General features: G+C 48.5%; 25 protein-coding genes and 1 rRNA gene. 6 read left to right on the top strand and 20 right to left on the bottom strand.

What is annotated here, in order from left to right:
• Positions 1–107 (bottom strand): 16S ribosomal RNA (locus tag Q3A88_RS18365); the annotation flags it as partial.
• Between the two features lie 504 nt (positions 108–611).
• Here Q3A88_RS18365 and Q3A88_RS18360 point away from each other — a divergent pair.
• Complete coding sequence (locus tag Q3A88_RS18360) at positions 612–1,160, top strand: gamma carbonic anhydrase family protein (RefSeq protein WP_039277415.1); 549 nt, start codon at positions 612–614, stop codon at positions 1,158–1,160.
• On the opposite strand, the gene Q3A88_RS18355 is transcribed toward Q3A88_RS18360, so the two are convergent.
• The 6 genes from Q3A88_RS18355 to dprA are packed head-to-tail and all read right to left on the bottom strand — an operon-like array spanning position 1,145 to position 4,952.
• Positions 1,145–1,402, bottom strand: a complete 258-nt coding sequence (locus Q3A88_RS18355) for a DUF1488 domain-containing protein (RefSeq protein ID WP_110164328.1) — start codon at positions 1,400–1,402, stop codon at positions 1,145–1,147. The genes Q3A88_RS18360 and Q3A88_RS18355 overlap by 16 nt on opposite strands.
• Positions 1,399–2,226, bottom strand: coding sequence for a shikimate dehydrogenase (gene aroE / locus Q3A88_RS18350; protein ID WP_110164334.1), 828 nt, complete (start codon positions 2,224–2,226; stop codon positions 1,399–1,401). Before aroE ends, Q3A88_RS18355 begins: the two co-directional genes overlap by 4 nt.
• A 19-nt stretch (positions 2,227–2,245) precedes the next feature.
• On the bottom strand, positions 2,246–2,815 hold the full coding sequence (gene tsaC, locus Q3A88_RS18345) for an L-threonylcarbamoyladenylate synthase type 1 TsaC (protein WP_110164329.1): 570 nt from the start codon (positions 2,813–2,815) through the stop codon (positions 2,246–2,248).
• Positions 2,808–3,365 (bottom strand): type I DNA topoisomerase, encoded by a 558-nt coding sequence (locus Q3A88_RS18340; RefSeq protein WP_014916805.1) that lies wholly within the window; start codon positions 3,363–3,365, stop codon positions 2,808–2,810. Before Q3A88_RS18340 ends, tsaC begins: the two co-directional genes overlap by 8 nt.
• Positions 3,366–3,385: 20 nt before the next feature.
• A complete protein-coding gene (locus tag Q3A88_RS18335; protein WP_010287009.1) occupies positions 3,386–3,859 on the bottom strand; it encodes a DUF494 family protein in 474 nt (157 codons plus the stop codon).
• Entirely contained in the window at positions 3,831–4,952 is a 1,122-nt protein-coding gene (dprA, locus tag Q3A88_RS18330; RefSeq protein ID WP_110164330.1) for a DNA-protecting protein DprA, read from the bottom strand. The genes Q3A88_RS18335 and dprA overlap by 29 nt, the downstream gene beginning before the upstream one ends.
• A gap of 128 nt (positions 4,953–5,080) precedes the next feature.
• Between dprA and def the strand changes: the two genes are divergently transcribed.
• From def to mscL, 5 genes are all read left to right on the top strand, one after another.
• The gene (gene def / locus Q3A88_RS18325; RefSeq protein WP_010287013.1) at positions 5,081–5,593 is read left to right on the top strand and encodes a peptide deformylase; all 513 of its coding nucleotides are present in this window, start codon (positions 5,081–5,083) and stop codon (positions 5,591–5,593) included.
• A 23-nt stretch (positions 5,594–5,616) separates the two neighbouring features.
• On the top strand, positions 5,617–6,564 hold the full coding sequence (gene fmt, locus Q3A88_RS18320) for a methionyl-tRNA formyltransferase (RefSeq protein WP_233991290.1): 948 nt from the start codon (positions 5,617–5,619) through the stop codon (positions 6,562–6,564).
• Between the two features lie 67 nt (positions 6,565–6,631).
• Positions 6,632–7,921, top strand: a complete 1,290-nt coding sequence (gene rsmB / locus Q3A88_RS18315; protein WP_110164332.1) for a 16S rRNA (cytosine(967)-C(5))-methyltransferase RsmB — start codon at positions 6,632–6,634, stop codon at positions 7,919–7,921.
• A 56-nt stretch (positions 7,922–7,977) separates the two neighbouring features.
• The gene (gene trkA / locus Q3A88_RS18310) at positions 7,978–9,354 is read left to right on the top strand and encodes a Trk system potassium transporter TrkA (protein ID WP_010304922.1); all 1,377 of its coding nucleotides are present in this window, start codon (positions 7,978–7,980) and stop codon (positions 9,352–9,354) included.
• Positions 9,355–9,445: 91 nt separating this feature from the next.
• A complete protein-coding gene (gene mscL / locus Q3A88_RS18305; protein WP_014916810.1) occupies positions 9,446–9,859 on the top strand; it encodes a large-conductance mechanosensitive channel protein MscL in 414 nt (137 codons plus the stop codon).
• A 30-nt stretch (positions 9,860–9,889) separates the two neighbouring features.
• Here the strand turns inward: mscL and Q3A88_RS18300 are convergent, their stop codons facing one another.
• From Q3A88_RS18300 to rplF, 13 genes are all read right to left on the bottom strand, one after another.
• On the bottom strand, positions 9,890–10,102 hold the full coding sequence (locus Q3A88_RS18300; protein WP_010286032.1) for an alternative ribosome-rescue factor A: 213 nt from the start codon (positions 10,100–10,102) through the stop codon (positions 9,890–9,892).
• A gap of 207 nt (positions 10,103–10,309) precedes the next feature.
• On the bottom strand, positions 10,310–10,702 hold the full coding sequence (gene rplQ, locus Q3A88_RS18295) for a 50S ribosomal protein L17 (protein WP_110164333.1): 393 nt from the start codon (positions 10,700–10,702) through the stop codon (positions 10,310–10,312).
• 40 nt (positions 10,703–10,742) lie between these two features.
• A complete protein-coding gene (locus Q3A88_RS18290) occupies positions 10,743–11,732 on the bottom strand; it encodes a DNA-directed RNA polymerase subunit alpha (RefSeq protein ID WP_005970247.1) in 990 nt (329 codons plus the stop codon).
• A 25-nt stretch (positions 11,733–11,757) separates the two neighbouring features.
• Positions 11,758–12,378, bottom strand: a complete 621-nt coding sequence (gene rpsD / locus Q3A88_RS18285) for a 30S ribosomal protein S4 (protein WP_010286047.1) — start codon at positions 12,376–12,378, stop codon at positions 11,758–11,760.
• 30 nt (positions 12,379–12,408) lie between these two features.
• The gene (gene rpsK, locus Q3A88_RS18280; protein WP_002919257.1) at positions 12,409–12,798 is read right to left on the bottom strand and encodes a 30S ribosomal protein S11; all 390 of its coding nucleotides are present in this window, start codon (positions 12,796–12,798) and stop codon (positions 12,409–12,411) included.
• Between the two features lie 16 nt (positions 12,799–12,814).
• Positions 12,815–13,171 carry a 30S ribosomal protein S13 gene (gene rpsM, locus Q3A88_RS18275; protein WP_010286058.1) on the bottom strand — a complete coding sequence of 119 codons (357 nt, stop codon included), beginning with the start codon at positions 13,169–13,171 and terminating at the stop codon, positions 12,815–12,817.
• A 146-nt stretch (positions 13,172–13,317) separates the two neighbouring features.
• Positions 13,318–13,434 carry a 50S ribosomal protein L36 gene (gene rpmJ, locus Q3A88_RS18270; RefSeq protein WP_002227352.1) on the bottom strand — a complete coding sequence of 39 codons (117 nt, stop codon included), beginning with the start codon at positions 13,432–13,434 and terminating at the stop codon, positions 13,318–13,320.
• A gap of 33 nt (positions 13,435–13,467) precedes the next feature.
• Complete coding sequence (gene secY / locus Q3A88_RS18265) at positions 13,468–14,799, bottom strand: preprotein translocase subunit SecY (RefSeq protein WP_010286083.1); 1,332 nt, start codon at positions 14,797–14,799, stop codon at positions 13,468–13,470.
• A 7-nt stretch (positions 14,800–14,806) separates the two neighbouring features.
• Positions 14,807–15,241 carry a 50S ribosomal protein L15 gene (gene rplO, locus Q3A88_RS18260; RefSeq protein ID WP_010286086.1) on the bottom strand — a complete coding sequence of 145 codons (435 nt, stop codon included), beginning with the start codon at positions 15,239–15,241 and terminating at the stop codon, positions 14,807–14,809.
• A 3-nt stretch (positions 15,242–15,244) separates the two neighbouring features.
• Complete coding sequence (gene rpmD, locus Q3A88_RS18255; protein WP_004846568.1) at positions 15,245–15,424, bottom strand: 50S ribosomal protein L30; 180 nt, start codon at positions 15,422–15,424, stop codon at positions 15,245–15,247.
• 5 nt (positions 15,425–15,429) lie between these two features.
• Complete coding sequence (rpsE, locus tag Q3A88_RS18250; protein ID WP_005970257.1) at positions 15,430–15,930, bottom strand: 30S ribosomal protein S5; 501 nt, start codon at positions 15,928–15,930, stop codon at positions 15,430–15,432.
• A gap of 14 nt (positions 15,931–15,944) precedes the next feature.
• Entirely contained in the window at positions 15,945–16,298 is a 354-nt protein-coding gene (gene rplR, locus Q3A88_RS18245) for a 50S ribosomal protein L18 (protein ID WP_010286111.1), read from the bottom strand.
• A gap of 9 nt (positions 16,299–16,307) precedes the next feature.
• A complete protein-coding gene (gene rplF / locus Q3A88_RS18240) occupies positions 16,308–16,841 on the bottom strand; it encodes a 50S ribosomal protein L6 (protein ID WP_005970259.1) in 534 nt (177 codons plus the stop codon).
• Positions 16,842–16,848: the final 7 nt, after the last annotated feature.

The following is a 16,848-nucleotide window of genomic DNA, read 5'->3' as shown; positions in this document are numbered from 1 at the left end:
CGCCGCTCGTCACCCAGGGAGCAAGCTCCCCCGTGCTACCGCTCGACTTGCATGTGTTAGGCCTGCCGCCAGCGTTCAATCTGAGCCATGATCAAACTCTTCAATTTAAGATTTGTTTGATTTACTGAACTCGTCAGCGATGCTCAAAGAATTAGTAACTGTTTATTCGTAATGAATTTACTGTTGTTCACTCTTCAAGACTTTTTATATCGTTAAGATACGGTCTTGTGAGTGCCCACACAGATTGTCTGATTAAATTGTTAAAGAGCAGTGCGTTGTGGCCTTAACCACTTCGCGAGGTGGCGTATATTACGCTTTTCACCTTCAGAGTCAACGCTTATTTTAAAGTGCTTTCTCTTTCTTTATCGACCCGGTTGTGTGTTCACAGCGCCGTGTCGATGGAGGCGCATTATAGGGATCCGTTTTCGTTACACAACAACTTTCTTGATCTTTTTTTCTATTCGCGTGTTTTTCGACCCTTTCGATGAGATCTTACTCGATCCACACCACTTTTCAGTTGCCGACATCCCATATCTGTCGATATTTTGTCTAAAACGAATCATCAGTATGTGGCAAATAACTACATATGCTAAATAACTACGAGGTTATCGATGAGTGCAAAAACATTCCGCCGTTATAACGGTATTTCTCCCGTTTTAGGCGAACGAGTCATGGTCGATCATTCCAGCGTGGTGATTGGCAAGGTAACACTAGGCGATGATGTCGGCATCTGGCCCCTTGTCGCCATACGCGGTGATGTTAACTACATTACTGTTGGTGCAAGGAGTAATGTTCAGGATGGTTCTGTACTTCATGTCACCCATTGCTCAGAGAAAAAGCCAGAAGGTAATCCGCTTATTATTGGTGAAGACGTCACGGTAGGCCATAAAGCGATGCTGCACGGTTGCCAAATAGGAAATCGAGTCCTGGTCGGGATGGGATCAATACTTCTGGATGGAGCAATTGTTGAAGATGATGTCATGATTGGCGCTGGTAGCTTAGTCCCCCCAGGAAAACGGTTAGAGAAGGGACATCTATACCTCGGCAGCCCAGTCAAAAAAATTCGGCCACTCACACAAGAAGAAATAGAAGGGTTGATTTACTCGGCAAACAACTATGTTCGCTGGAAAGATGAATACCTTGCTCAGGACAACGAGTAACAACCTTCATCATCCCATTCTTCAACAGCGATCATTTGTTCCAGTTCATCTTCAAGATCCCATCGATATTCCCTGAACAGTGCCAGCCACCGTTCAGGGCTATCACCGCCATAACGTTTCTGGAGCAGCTCAGCACTCACTAAACATTCCTGCTGAAAACCATTCACTAAAACAGGAAAGCGGATCGCCATTACCTTATCATCCCAGCTTTCACGATCGGGAAACTGGATCGCCTGATTCATTTAGCAAGATCCTGCTTTAGTAAAGCAATCACGGGTTCCACATCCGGCATGACGCCATGCCAAAGTTTAAACGCATGTGCCGCTTGCCCCACCAGCATTCCCAAACCATCTGCATAATGGAGGGCACCATGCTGTACGCACCATGACAAAAATGGTGTCAGCTGCGGCAGGTAAAACATGTCATAACAGCACGTTTCCGGCGAGATGAGTTCTGTCGGTAAGTTAGGAACGCTGTCGTACATACCAGAAGATGTCGCGTTGATGATCAGATTGAACGACTGATCCTGTAAATCATCGAGAGCAACAGCGTTAATATCACCAATGCCACGGAAGACCTTAGCTAAGGCATCGGCCTTGGAAAAGGTTCTATTTGTCAGCACCACTGTACAGCCGTAAGCCAGCAGGGGTTGGATAACACCCCGCGCCGCGCCGCCCGCACCAACCAGCAAAACACGATCCAACGGCTTCACCAGCGCCAATCGTTGCAGATCGCTGAGCAAACCAATGCCATCGGTGTTATCGCCAAACAGGCGGTCGTCACTCAATCTCTTCAATGTATTGACCGCACCCGCAAGCGCGGCACACTCGCTACACTCATCGGCCTCAGCAAAGGCACGCTCTTTAAAGGGCGCTGTCACATTCGCCCCACCAGCACCATCACGAAAATGCTGGCGCAGCATCTGCTCAAAATTATCCAGAGGCGCCAACACACGCTGGTACGTCAACGTTATCCCCGTCTGTGCAGCAAATAGCTCATGTATGCGAGGTGATTTACTATGCGCAATCGGGTTGCCAAAAACCGCAAAAGACGTTACTTCAGACACGTTCTTCTCCAACTTGTCGTTACCCCTGACGAATAAGCTCGCCTGTTAATACATCCCTGATTTCTGATGGGTTCATTCTTCCGCCGACATCCCCAACCAGCACAGGAAAATCACCACCAAACTGTAGAGACACTTCCTGAGCCGTGCGGCAAGGCGGTTGACCACTTAAATTGGCACTGGTCGATACCAACGGTTTACCGTAGCGCAGGCACAGTTCTTTGGCTAATGGGTGGTCGCTAACGCGCACCGCAAGCGAAGAAAATTGCCCCGTTAACCACTGCGGAGTCGTGCGTTTTGCTGGCAATACCCAAGTAACCGGACCTGGCCATGTGGAAAACATCACGGCTTTCTGCTCATCGGATAACACACTGTCATCAATATAAGGAGCCAGTTGGCTAAAATCTGCCGCAATCAGGATCAACCCTTTTTGCCAAGGGCGTTGTTTTAACGCCAGCAGGCGATTAACCGCCACTTCACTATCAGGATCGCATCCCAACCCAAATACCGCTTCAGTCGGGTATGCAATAACCTGCTCGTTATGTAACTCCCGCAAAACGGGAATCATTCGTTCATCAGACACATCACTCATTCTTATCAACTTCTACCGCTATCGGTTTTCCACATAATTTACTGGCACAAAATAGCTTGATACCTTGTGCCGTTTTTTTCTCAAACAATAAAGCGTAATGGCAAGAAGGGCATTCACCCGCTATCGGCTTATGGTTTAACGTAAACTGGCAATCGGGATAGCGATCGCAAGAATGAAACACCTTGCCGTAGCGAGATTTACGCTGTAACAGCGTGCCTTCATTACACTGTGGACATCGAATCGCCGTATCATCAGGGCGATCGATAGTCTCGGTATGATGGCATTCAGGGTAATTGCCACAGCCGATAAACATCCCATAACGACCTTGCCGTAAGACCAAGGTCGACTGACAAAGCGGACATTGCTGCCCATCTAACACTTTGACGATATGTCCATCAGCTTGTGCTTTCAGCGGGCGAATGAACTCACATTCCGGATACGCAGAACAGCCAAGAAATGGGCCGTGCCGACCAGAACGGATAACCAGCACTGACCCACAGTCTGGACACATTTCCTGTTTTTTTTCAGCAAACAGCGCAGGCTTAGCCATTCGAACTATTATTCCTCTGGCTATTGCACATAACCGTCATTGACCTCAAAGAGTAATTCTTCCATTTGCTGATAGGCATTCTCACAACCAGGTACATTGAAAAGCACCATGAGAATGACCCACTTCAGATCTTCCAGATCAAATTCCGGTGTTTCCAACGCCATGACGCGTTCAATGATCATTTCCCGCGTTTCAAGGTTCAGAACCTGAATTTGCTCAAGGAACAATAAAAAGCCACGACATTCCGCATCAAGACGCTGCGCCTCATCCTGCGTATAGATCCGTATAGCCAGAGGATCGTTTGCTAAATAAAGCGGCGCAGTCTGCCCTTCCTGAATATCAGCCAGTTTTTCCAGCCAACTCAACGCGCTATAGATATCGTTACGATGGAATCCAGCGCGGGTGAGGTCATCAGTTAACGTATCCTGATCGACACGCATTTCAGTTTCATTGTGGATGTAGCTCTCAAACAAGTACATGAGTACGTCGAACATGGCCTGCCCTCCTTAATCGGACATAGCCGCCGGGTACTGCTGCGATCCATCCTGCTAACTCCAGATCTAATAGCTTAGTGACTATCTCTGGCACAGGTTGGCCGGCACGTTCAGCGACAACGTCAACAGGTGTAACCTCATCTCCTACGTTAGCCAACACGTCGGCAAATGGCAATTCGCCATCCTCTTCTTCGTTAGAAATAGTTTGCCCGCTTTCCATCGGCAGCCACTGTAACTCACTCACCAACTGCTCAAGAATATCTTTCGGATGTGTAACCAGGCTGGCTCCTTGCTGGATCAACCAGTGTGTTCCCTCAGTCATCGGGTTGCCAATCGGTCCCGGCAGAGCAAAAACCTCTCGTCCTTGCTCCAAAGCATAACGCGCAGTGACCAGCGACCCACTGCGGATAGTCGCTTCAATGACCAGAACACCCAGCCCTAACCCGCTGATAATACGATTTCTTCTGGGAAAGTTGGTTGGAAAAGGCGGCATCGCGAGGGGAAATTCAGAGACCAACGCGCCACCACCGCCACAGATACGTTCGGCAAGCTTAGCGTGCCGCTTGGGATAAATATTTTTCAACCCGCTTCCCAGCACTGCAATGGTTCGCCCTCCCGCATCCAAAGCAGCGCGATGAGCAATACCATCAATGCCAATCGCTAGCCCACTTGTTACCGTGAGTTCATTCGCGGCAAGCTCCTGGGCGAAAAAGCATCCCCAGCGTTCACCGTAAGCACTACTCCCCCGGCTACCAATAATCGATATTTGTGGCGATGCCAGTAACTCAGGAGAGCCAGAAACAAAGAGTAGAAGCGGAAAATCACGAATATTGCTCAATAGAAAAGGATATAAGGCATCTTCGCACGTCACGATATGATGATTGGGATAAGACAACCAATTAAGGGTTTCTTCCAGAGTCTTACGATCGTAGGCACAGAATTGGGCTATTTGGGTATCAGACAGGCCTAACGCCCTCAGGAGCTCGTTATCGAACGAGTTTAAGTCAATAAGCTTTCTGACAATCGCCCAAGCACGTCTGGCACCCAGATACCGTACGCCCGTCATACGTAACCAGATTTCCGTTGATCGCATCGGTGTCCCTTACTCCGCTCTGTTCAGATAAGTGCTGCAATTCAGTGCCGATGCTGTCAATCGGGGCAGGAAATGTCTAGAATGAGGACTAAGACTCTCTCACTATTCAGATACAGATCTAAACATATATGGCAGTTTTGCAGGTATTACATTTTCCAGACGAGCGGCTCCGCATCACTGCGCAGCCAGTAAAAGAAGTCAATGCAGATATTCAACGTATCGTGGATGATATGTTCGATACCATGTACGAAGAAGAAGGTATTGGGCTGGCTGCGACACAGGTGGATATTCATCAGCGTATTATTGTTATTGACGTCTCTGAAGAACGAGACCAACGACTGGTGCTGATCAATCCCGAGCTGATTGAAAAGAGCGGCGATACGGGCATCGAAGAGGGTTGTCTGTCGATCCCTGAAACGCGTGCGCTGGTTCCTCGTGCAGAGCATGTGAAAGTGCGCGCATTGGATCGTGAAGGTAAGCCGTTCGAACTTGAAGCAAGCGAGCTACTCGCCATTTGTATTCAGCACGAAATGGACCATCTGGTTGGGAAACTGTTTATCGATTACCTTTCCCCGCTTAAACGCCAGCGCATTCGTCAAAAACTGGAAAAACTGGCTAAGCAGAATAGTCGAGCCCGATAATTTTCATCCTGACAGGAAGCACTGTGTCTGATTCTTTACGCATAATCTTTGCCGGAACCCCTGACTTTGCCGCGCGTCACCTCGACGCGCTTTTATCATCGGGTCATGAAGTTGTTGGCGTTTTCACCCAGCCCGATCGTCCAGCAGGCAGGGGCAACAAGCTCACTCCCAGTCCGGTAAAAGTACTGGCAGAACAGCATAGCATCCCCGTTTTCCAGCCTAAATCTCTGCGGCCGGAAGAAAATCAAGCGATGGTTCAGGCGTTAAATGCCGATGTTATGGTCGTTGTCGCCTACGGATTAATTCTGCCGCAGCCCGTGTTATCCATGCCTCGCCTTGGCTGCATTAATGTTCACGGTTCTCTGTTGCCTCTCTGGCGCGGCGCAGCCCCCATTCAACGTGCATTGTGGGCTGGGGATAGTGAAACCGGCGTGACGATCATGCAAATGGATGTTGGACTCGATACTGGCGCAATGCTGCACAAAATTTCGTGCCCAATCCTGCAACAGGATACCAGCGCAACGTTGTACGATAAACTTGCTGAGCTGGGCCCACGTGGCTTATTGGAAACGCTGGAACAACTTGCTGATGGCAGCGCTGTTGCTGAAACACAAAATGATGCCCTTGCCACCTATGCAGAAAAGCTCAGCAAAGAAGAAGCTCGTCTCAACTGGCAGTTATCTGCCGAGCAGCTTGAACGGTGTATTCGTGCTTTTAATCCTTGGCCAGTCAGCTATTTCATCGTCGATGAACAGCCAGTGAAAGTTTGGAAAGCTGAAGTCATCGCCAAAGAACATGGCTCACAGCCTGGTACAATCATACAGGCAGACAAGCAGGGCATTCAGGTAGCAACAGCCGATGGCATCTTGAATATTCAGGAATTGCAGCCCGCAGGCAAAAAAGTCATGGCCGCACAGGATCTGCTTAACTCACGTCGTGAGTGGTTCGTTCCCGGTAATACACTGGACTAATCTATTTTTCATACCGGCACCATGCCGGTATATCCTCTCTCTTTTACGTATACGTCATCGCTAACACATGAAAAGCTCATACAATCTACGCAGTATTGCCGCAAAAGTGGTGGGGCAGGTTCTGGATCAGGGGCAATCACTCAGTGCCTTATTACCTGTCTATCAGCGTGAAGTCTCCGATAAAGATCGCGCACTTTTGCAAGAGCTTTGCTTCGGCGTATTACGCGTTTTACCGCAGTTGGAATGGTGTATTCAACAACTGATGGCTAAACCGCTTACGGGTAAACAACGCACGCTGCACTACCTCATCATGGTCGGCATCTACCAGTTGCACTACACTCGAATCCCGCCACATGCGGCCCTGGCAGAAACAGTAGAAGGTGCCGTCGCATTAAAGCGGCCACAGCTCAAGGGACTGATTAATGGCGTATTACGCCAATTTCAGCGTCAGCAGGAAGAACTGATTCAACGTGAGGCAACTCACTCATCTCATTATCTGCATCCAAGCTGGCTGCTGGCGCGCATTGAACGTGCCTATCCACATCATTGGCAAAACATCGTTGAGGCGAATAATCAACGCCCCCCAATGTGGCTACGAGTGAATCGATTACACCACACACGTGAAGCGTATTTAAACTTGTTAGAGCAAGAGGGAATCGAGGCATTTCCTCATGCTGAATACAGCGATGCGATACGACTTACTGCTCCCTGTGCGGTTGATCAATTGCCAGGATTTTCGCAAGGATGGGCAACCGTACAGGATGCATCGGCTCAAGGTTGCGTCTATTGGCTCGATCCACAAGATGGCGAACAGATCCTCGATCTCTGCGCTGCACCCGGCGGAAAAACAACACACATTTTAGAAGCGGCACCAAAATCTCATGTGCTCGCTGTCGATGTAGATGAAACGCGTTTAGGCCGGGTAAAAGAAAATTTACTGCGGCTACAAATGCATGCCGAAGTAAAACAAGGTGATGGACGTTACCCCGATTCATGGTGCGAAGGACGTGTGTTTGATCGCATTCTGTTGGATGCCCCATGCTCGGCCACGGGTGTGATTCGCCGCCATCCTGATATTAAGTGGTTGCGCCGAGATAGAGACATCGAGGAATTAGCGGCATTGCAAAAAGAAATTCTTGATGCCATCTGGCCACATCTCAAAACAGGCGGCACGATGGTCTATGCTACCTGCTCTATTCTGCCGCAAGAAAATACCCAACAAGTTGCTGATTTCCTGACTCGCCATACCGATGCAACACTTGTCGATACAGGAACAAGAGAAATACCGGGTATACAGATGCTTCCCCATGCCGATGGTGGTGATGGTTTCTTTTATGCGAAGCTGGTAAAAAACTGATATTGAACCCAGTATTGTCTGCAACAGACAGCAATCAATAAACGGCATGGCTTATTATGAAAATTATCATTCTTGGCGCGGGTCAGGTCGGCGGAACACTGGCGGAAAATTTAGCGGGCGAAAACAATGACATCACTGTCGTTGATACTGATGCAAATCGGTTACGCCAGCTTCAGGATAAGTTTGACCTGCGTGTCGTTACAGGCTATGCCTCTCATCCACGCGTACTGCGTGAAGCGGGAGCAGAAGATGCGGATATGCTGGTCGCCGTTACCAATTCAGATGAAACGAATATGGTAGCTTGCCAGATTGCTTATTCTCTTTTCAAAACACCAAACCGGATTGCACGCATTCGTGCAGCTGAATACATTCGTGAATCAGAACAGCTGTTTTTACCAGAAGCGGTTCCCATCGATCACTTAATTTCTCCAGAGCAGTTAGTGATCGATAACATTTACAAACTGATCGAATATCCTGGAGCACTTCAGGTCGTCAACTTCGCTGAAGGCAAAGTGAGTCTTGCGGCAGTTAACGCCTATTATGGTGGCCCACTAGTGGGTAATGCTCTGACTTCTCTTCGTGAACACATTCCTCACGTAGATACCCGCGTTGCGGCTATTTTTCGTCACGATCGTCCGATTCGCCCACAGGGTTCCACTATTATCGAAGCTGGAGATGAAGTATTTTTTGTCGCCGCTTCACAACATATCCGTGCGGTGATGAGCGAGCTGCAGCGCCTTGAAAAACCGTATAAAAGGATCATGATTGTTGGTGGCGGGAACGTCGGTGCAGGATTAGCGCAGCGGTTAGAAAAAGACTACAGCATCAAGTTGATAGAACGAAATGCAGACCGAGCTGTGGAACTGGCTGAGCTTCTGCAAAATACGGTCGTATTCCATGGCGATGCTTCAGATCAAGAACTCCTCGCCGAAGAGCATATCGAGCAGATCGATGTATTCATCGCCATTACCAACGATGACGAAGCGAATATTATGTCAGCTATGCTGGCTAAGCGCATGGGCGCGAAAAAAGTAATGGTACTTATCCAGCGTCGGGCTTATGTCGATCTGGTTCAGGGCAGCGTCATCGATGTCGCAATATCCCCACAGCAGGCAACAATTTCTGCGCTACTCAGCCACGTCCGCAAGGCGGATATTGTTAGCGTATCCTCTTTACGTCGTGGTGTCGCCGAAGCAATCGAGGCCATCGCCCATGGAGATGAGGGCACATCGAAAGTTGTCGGCAGAATGATCGAAGATATTAAGCTTCCACCCGGTACGACCATCGGTGCTATCGTTCGCGGTGATGACGTCATCATTGCCAACGCAAATAGCAAAATTGAACAAGGTGATCACGTCATCATGTTCTTGGCTGACAAGAAATTTGTGCCTGATGTTGAACGCCTATTTCAACCGAGCCCTTTCTTTTTGTAATGTGGGAACAGCTTTATTGCTCATCGATAATCTGGCAAAGATACGGCTATTGGTTAGAATTAATTTATAAATTTTGGCAAGGAGAACAGATATGAGCATCATCAAAGAATTCAGAGAGTTTGCCATGCGTGGCAACGTTGTCGATTTGGCGGTGGGTGTCATTATTGGTGCAGCTTTCGGTAAAATCGTCTCTTCTCTGGTATCAGATATTATTATGCCGCCACTTGGGCTTTTGATTGGTGGTGTCGATTTCAAACAATTCAGCCTTATTCTCCGGGATGCACAAGGCGAAATTCCTGCCGTTGTCATGAATTATGGCGCTTTCATCCAGAATATTTTCGACTTTGTCATCGTCGCTTTTGCGATTTTTATAGCGATCAAGCTTATGAATAAAATGCGGCGCAAACAGGAAGATACCCCTGCCGCACCACCAAAGCCTAGCGCTGAAGAAAAGCTCTTAGCTGAAATTCGCGACTTACTAAAAGAACAACAAACTAGACAGTAATAATTAAGTTTCTACTCAGACTCAGTATCGTTACGCAGAAAGTAGAAAGGCCAGAGGTAAATAATCATTTGATTGCTTACCACTGGCCTCCCAATTACCTTTCTTCATGTGCTTCTCTTTCCTACGATAACTTCCTTTCCCTTTTTCATTCACTTCAATTCGTTGACGAAACAGTGGGTCATGTAGCAATGCCTCAATGGCGTTGTCCTGGATTTTCCCACGTTTATGGCGGTATGTGGTCATCATTACTCCCAAGGAACTCAGGTTGGTATGTACATCAATAAAACGTGCAGAGTATATAGTCGAAATAGGTAGATGAGAATAGGTGGGGTGTATTTTTCAGCTCACTCAGACACAGGTCATTGCTTACCATGTATATTTATGCGAAAACATGATTTATTTCAGATATAAAAAAACCGGGTTTCCCCGGTTTTTTTACGCTCTTACAGATTACTCTGCAGCAGCTACTTCTTCTGTCTGCGAAACTGAGCGATCAACGAGCTCGATGTATGCCATCGGCGCATTGTCACCAGCACGGAAGCCACACTTCAGAATACGAGTGTAACCACCGGCACGGCTCGCGAAACGCGGGCCCAGTTCATTAAACAGTTTTGCCACGATCTCGTTATCACGAGTACGGGCGAATGCCAGACGACGATTAGCAACGCTGTCGGTCTTGGCAAGAGTAATCAGCGGTTCAACAACGCGACGCAGCTCTTTCGCTTTCGGCAGGGTCGTCTTGATGATTTCATGACGAACCAAAGAACTAGCCATGTTACGGAACATAGCCTGACGATGGCTGCTGTTACGGTTCAGTTGACGACCACTCTTACGATGGCGCATGACCTTATCCTTCTCAGTAAAACCTTAACCTGTGATCTGGTTACTCATCAGCAATGCTTGCCGGTGGCCAGTTTTCCAGGCGCATGCCCAGAGACAGACCACGGGAAGCCAGTACATCTTTAATCTCAGTAAGAGATTTTTTACCAAGGTTAGGCGTTTTGAGCAGCTCAACCTCGGTACGCTGTACCAGATCACCGATGTAGTGGATAGCTTCTGCCTTAAGGCAGTTAGCAGAGCGGACAGTCAATTCCAGATCGTCAACAGGGCGCAGCAGAATCGGATCGAATTCTGGTTTCTCTTCTTTAACTTCTGGCTGACGAACATCACGTAAGTCAACAAAAGCTTCAAGTTGTTCAGCCAGAATGGTAGCCGCACGGCGGATCGCTTCTTCAGGATCGATCGTGCCATTGGTTTCCATTTCGATGACTAGCTTGTCCAAGTCAGTACGCTGTTCTACACGAGCTGCTTCAACATTGTAGGCAATACGCTCTACAGGGCTGTAGCAAGCATCAACTAACAGACGACCAATCGGGCGCTCATCTTCTTCCGTATGAATACGGGCAGATGCCGGCACATAACCACGACCACGTTGAACTTTGATACGCATGCTAATAGATGCGTTTTCATCGGTCAGATGGCAAATTAAGTGCTGCGGCTTGACGATTTCGACATCACCATCATGGATGATGTCGGCTGCAGTCACAGGGCCAATGCCAGATTTATTCAGGGTAAGAATAACTTCATCTTTGCCTTGAACTCTCACCGCCAGCCCTTTCAGGTTGAGCAGGATTTCCAGGATATCTTCCTGTACGCCTTCTTTGGTGCTGTACTCATGCAGTACACCATCAATCTCAACCTCGGTCACCGCGCAACCTGGCATGGATGAAAGCAGAATACGGCGCAGTGCGTTGCCAAGAGTATGGCCGAAGCCCCGCTCTAATGGCTCAAGGGTCACCTTGGCGTGCGTCGAACTCACTTGCTCGATATCAACCAGGCGCGGTTTTAGAAACTCTGTCACAGAACCCTGCATTGTGTCCTCTCTTTGGTACTAAGCTTTACTTGGAGTAAAGCTCGACGATCAGGTGTTCATTAATGTCCGCAGACAGATCGGTACGTTCAGGAATACGTTTGAACACACCTTCCATCTTGGCAGCATCAACTTCCAGCCAAGTTGGCTTTTCACGCTGTTCAGCCAGCTCCAGAGCGGCTTTCACGCGAGATTGCTTTTTCGCTTTCTCACGGATGCTGACTACGTCATTCGGGGATACCTGATAAGAAGCGATGCTAACAACGCGACCGTTTACCATGATAGCTTTGTGGCTTACCATCTGACGTGCTTCAGCACGAGTGGCACCAAAACCCATACGATAAACAACGTTATCCAGACGACCTTCCAGCAGTTGCAGCAGGTTTGCACCTGTGTTGCCTTTCAGACGTGCAGCTTCTTTATAATAGTTACGGAACTGACGCTCCAGAACACCGTAGATACGGCGAACTTTTTGCTTTTCACGCAACTGTACACCATAGTCAGACAGACGCGGTTTACGCGCACCGTGCTGGCCAGGAGCTTGTTCAATTTTACACTTGGAATCGATCGCACGAACACCAGACTTCAGGAACAGGTCGGTGCCTTCACGACGGCTCAGCTTGAGCTTAGGACCCAAATATCTTGCCATTTTCTTTCTCCAACAATCCTAAAAGCGGCGTTATACGCGGCGCTTTTTCGGCGGACGACAACCGTTATGAGGGATCGGAGTCACATCAGTAATATTAGTGATGCGGAAACCAGCCGCGTTCAATGCGCGGATAGTAGACTCACGGCCCGGACCAGGTCCTTTAACCATAACTTCCAGGTTCTTAATACCGTACTCTTTCACGGCCTCTGCGCAACGTTCTGCAGCTACCTGAGCAGCGAACGGCGTAGATTTACGAGAACCACGGAAGCCGGAACCACCGGCAGTTGCCCAACCCAGCGCATTACCCTGACGATCAGTAATGGTTACGATGGTGTTGTTGAAAGAAGCATGGATATGAGCCACACCGTCAGAGACTTGCTTTCTTACACGCTTACGTGCACGAATAGGTGCCTTTGCCATTATTCAATCACCCCGATTATTTCTTGATCGGTTTGCGCGGACCCTTACGGGTACGGGCGTTAGTCTTGGTACGCTGACCGCGAACCGGCAGACCACGACGATGACGCAAACCACGATAAGTACCAAGGTCCATAAGACGCTTGATGCTCAGGGTAACTTCACGACGCAGATCACCTTCTACAACAAACTTGGCAACTTCGTCACGCAGCTTATCGATTTGCTCTTCAGACAGCTCACTGATCTTAACATCTTCGGCAATCCCTGTTGCAGCACAAATAGCCTGCGACCGGGTTTTACCGATACCGAAAATCGACGTTAACGCAATAACGGTATGTTTATGATCAGGAATGTTAATGCCTGCTATACGGGCCACTATGCACTCCTACAATTTTATACAGCAACACCATTCTGAAAAGCCCGTTTTCAGGATACTCAAATAATGTTGCAGCTACATACAAAAGATTGGCTGGCTAATCTAGCCAGCTCAATCCAACTTTGCAAGAAAAATATGCGAGATAATCAGCCTTGACGCTGTTTATGCTTCGGCTCGGCACTGCAGATCACACGAACGACACCGTTACGCTTAACAATCTTACAGTTACGACATAATTTCTTGACGGAAGCACGAACTTTCATTTTTACTCTCCGTAACTTCTCAAGCTCACCTAATTAACGGTTATAGCCTTTCAGGTTTGCTTTCTTCAATGCAGACTCATATTGACTCGACATCATTAGAGTTTGCACTTGAGCCATAAAGTCCATGATGACGACAACAACGATCAATAAAGATGTACCCCCGAAATAGAAAGGTACTTTCATTGCGTCACGCATAAACTCCGGGATCAGGCAGATAAAAGTAATATACATCGCACCAATCAGAGTCAGGCGAGTCATCACTTTATCGATATATTTCGCCGTTTGCTCTCCCGGACGAATTCCTGGCACGAATGCACCGGACTTCTTCAGGTTATCTGCTGTTTCGCGCGGGTTGAAAACCAACGCAGTGTAGAAGAAACAGAAGAAGATGATTGCAGACGCATAGAGTAACACATAAAGCGGCTGTCCGGGCTGCAAATACAGCGAAATAGTTGTCAGCCAGTTCCAACCGGTACCGCCCCCAAACCAAGATGCAATCGTGGCTGGGAACAGAATAATACTGGAGGCGAAAATTGCAGGGATAACCCCAGCCATGTTCACTTTCAGCGGTAAATGCGTACTCTGTGCTGCATAAACACGACGCCCCTGTTGACGTTTTGCATAGTTAACGACGATACGACGCTGACCACGTTCAACGAAAACAACGAAGAAGGTTACTGCAAACACTAAAACTGCAACCAACAGCAACAGGAGGAAGTGCAGGTCGCCTTGCCGAGCTTGCTCGATAGTATGGCCAATGGCCGGCGGTAGTCCCGCAACAATACCAGCGAAGATTATGATCGAGATACCGTTACCGATACCACGTTCCGTAATCTGTTCTCCCAGCCACATCAGGAACATTGTCCCAGTAACCAGGCTCACAACAGCGGTAAAGTAGAAAGCAAAACCTGGATTTATCACCAAGTCTTGCATTCCAGGCATATTCGGCAAACCGGTAGCAATACCGATCGACTGGAATATAGCCAATACCAAGGTACCGTAACGGGTATACTGGCTGATCTTACGACGGCCAGCTTCCCCTTCTTTCTTTATTTCAGCCAACGCGGGATGAACCACCGTCAGCAACTGGATAATAATCGACGCCGAAATATACGGCATAATACCCAGTGCAAAGATAGAAGCACGGCTGAGAGCACCACCAGAGAACATGTTAAACATTTCAATGATGGTGCCTCGCTGCTGTTCAAGCAATTTGGCAAGCACAGTGGCATCAATACCAGGAATTGGGATAAAAGAGCCAATACGGAAAACAATTAGCGCACCGATAACAAACAAAAGTCTGCGCTTCAGTTCACCAACTCCGCCTTTAGCACTTTGAAAATCTAATCCTGGTTGCTTAGCCATCTGCTACTTATTCCTCAATTTTACCGCCAGCAGTTTCGATAGCAGCACGAGCACCTTTAGTGACACGCAGACCACGAATCGTTACCGGACGAGCAACTTCACCAGACAGAATCACTTTCGCGAACTCAATCTGAATGCCAATAACATTAGCGGCTTTCAGCGTATTCAGGTCAACCACGTCGCCTTCTACTTTAGCTAAATCAGACAGACGAACTTCTGCCGTGATCATTGCTTTGCGAGAAGTAAAACCGAATTTCGGCAGACGACGATATAAAGGCATCTGGCCACCTTCAAAACCACGACGCACGCCACCGCCAGAACGAGAGTTCTGACCTTTGTGACCACGACCACTGGTTTTGCCCAGGCCAGAACCAATACCACGACCTAAACGCTTCGGTGCGTGTTTAGCACCTTCGGCCGGAGACAGAGTATTTAAACGCATCTGTTACTCCTCTACTTTAACCATGTAGGAAACCGCGTTGACCATACCGCGAACCGCAGGAGTATCCTCACGTTCAACTGTATGACCAATACGACGCAGACCCAGGCCAAGCAGTGTCGCCTTATGTTTCGGCAGACGACCGATTGCACTACGGGTTTGAGTAATTTTAATAGTCTTTGCCACGGTCATTACCCCAGAATTTCTTCAACGGATTTACCACGCTTGGCAGCGACCATTTCTGGGGACTTCATATTTGCCAAACCATCAATCGTTGCACGAACCACGTTAATCGGGTTAGTGGAACCATAGGCTTTAGCCAATACGTTGTGAACCCCTGCAACTTCCAAAACGGCGCGCATTGCACCACCGGCAATAATACCGGTACCTTCGGAAGCTGGCTGCATGAACACACGAGAACCCGTGTGAGCACCTTTAACTGGGTGCTGCAGGGTGCCGTTGTTCAGCGCGACATTCATCATATTGCGACGGGCTTTTTCCATCGCTTTCTGGATCGCTGCTGGAACTTCGCGAGCTTTACCGTAACCAAAACCAACGCGGCCGTTGCCATCACCCACTACAGTCAGTGCGGTGAAGCTGAAAATACGACCACCTTTAACGGTTTTAGATACGCGATTTACCGCGATCAGCTTTTCCTGCAGTTCGCCAGCTTGTTTCTCGATGTGAGCCATCTTACACCTCTACCTTAGAACTGAAGGCCAGCTTCACGGGCAGCATCTGCCAGTGCTTGGACTCGACCATGATATTGGAAACCGGAACGGTCGAAAGAGACATCTTTGATGCCTTTTTCTAACGCGCGTTCTGCAATAGCTTTACCTATTGCACTTGCTGCGTCTTTATTACCGGTAGACTTCAGTTGTTCAGCGATAGCTTTTTCTACAGTAGAAGCGGCTACCAGGACTTCAGAACCGTTCGGTGCAATGACCTGCGCATAAATATGGCGTGGAGTACGATGTACCACCAGACGCGTCGCACCCAGTTCCTGGAGCTTGCGGCGTGCGCGGGTCGCACGACGGATACGAGCTGCTTTCTTATCCATAGTGTTACCTTACTTCTTCTTAGCCTCTTTGGTACGCACGACTTCGTCGGCGTAACGGACACCCTTGCCTTTATAAGGCTCAGGACGACGGTAGGCGCGTAATTCCGCAGCAACCTGACCAATAACCTGCTTATCAGCACCTTTCAGTACGATTTCAGTTTGGCTTGGGCATTCTGCAGTAATACCTGCCGGCAGTGCATGCTCTACTGGGTGAGAAAACCCGAGAGACAGGTTAACCACGTTGCCTTTAACAGCAGCACGGTAACCAACACCAACCAGTTGCAGCTTCTTAGTGAAGCCTTCGGTAACACCGATAACCATTGCGTTCAACAGAGCACGAGTGGTACCAGCTTGGGCCCATCCGTCAACAAAACCTTCGCGCGGAGCGAAAGTCAGAGCGTTGTCAGCTTGTTTCACTTCAACAGCATCGTGGATCTTACGACTCAGCTCGCCGTTTTTACCCTTAATCGAAACATCCTGACCGTTGAGTTTTACCTCTACGCCGGCAGGAATGACGACGGGTGCTTTTGCAACACGAGACATTTTTCCT

The sequence above is a fragment of the Pectobacterium sp. HCp5_1 genome, from assembly GCF_032905925.1.
Lineage (GTDB): Bacteria > Pseudomonadota > Gammaproteobacteria > Enterobacterales > Enterobacteriaceae > Pectobacterium > Pectobacterium brasiliense_A.
The sequence above is the reverse complement of the archived record's forward strand: the minus strand, read 5'-3'. Positions and strand labels throughout refer to the sequence as shown.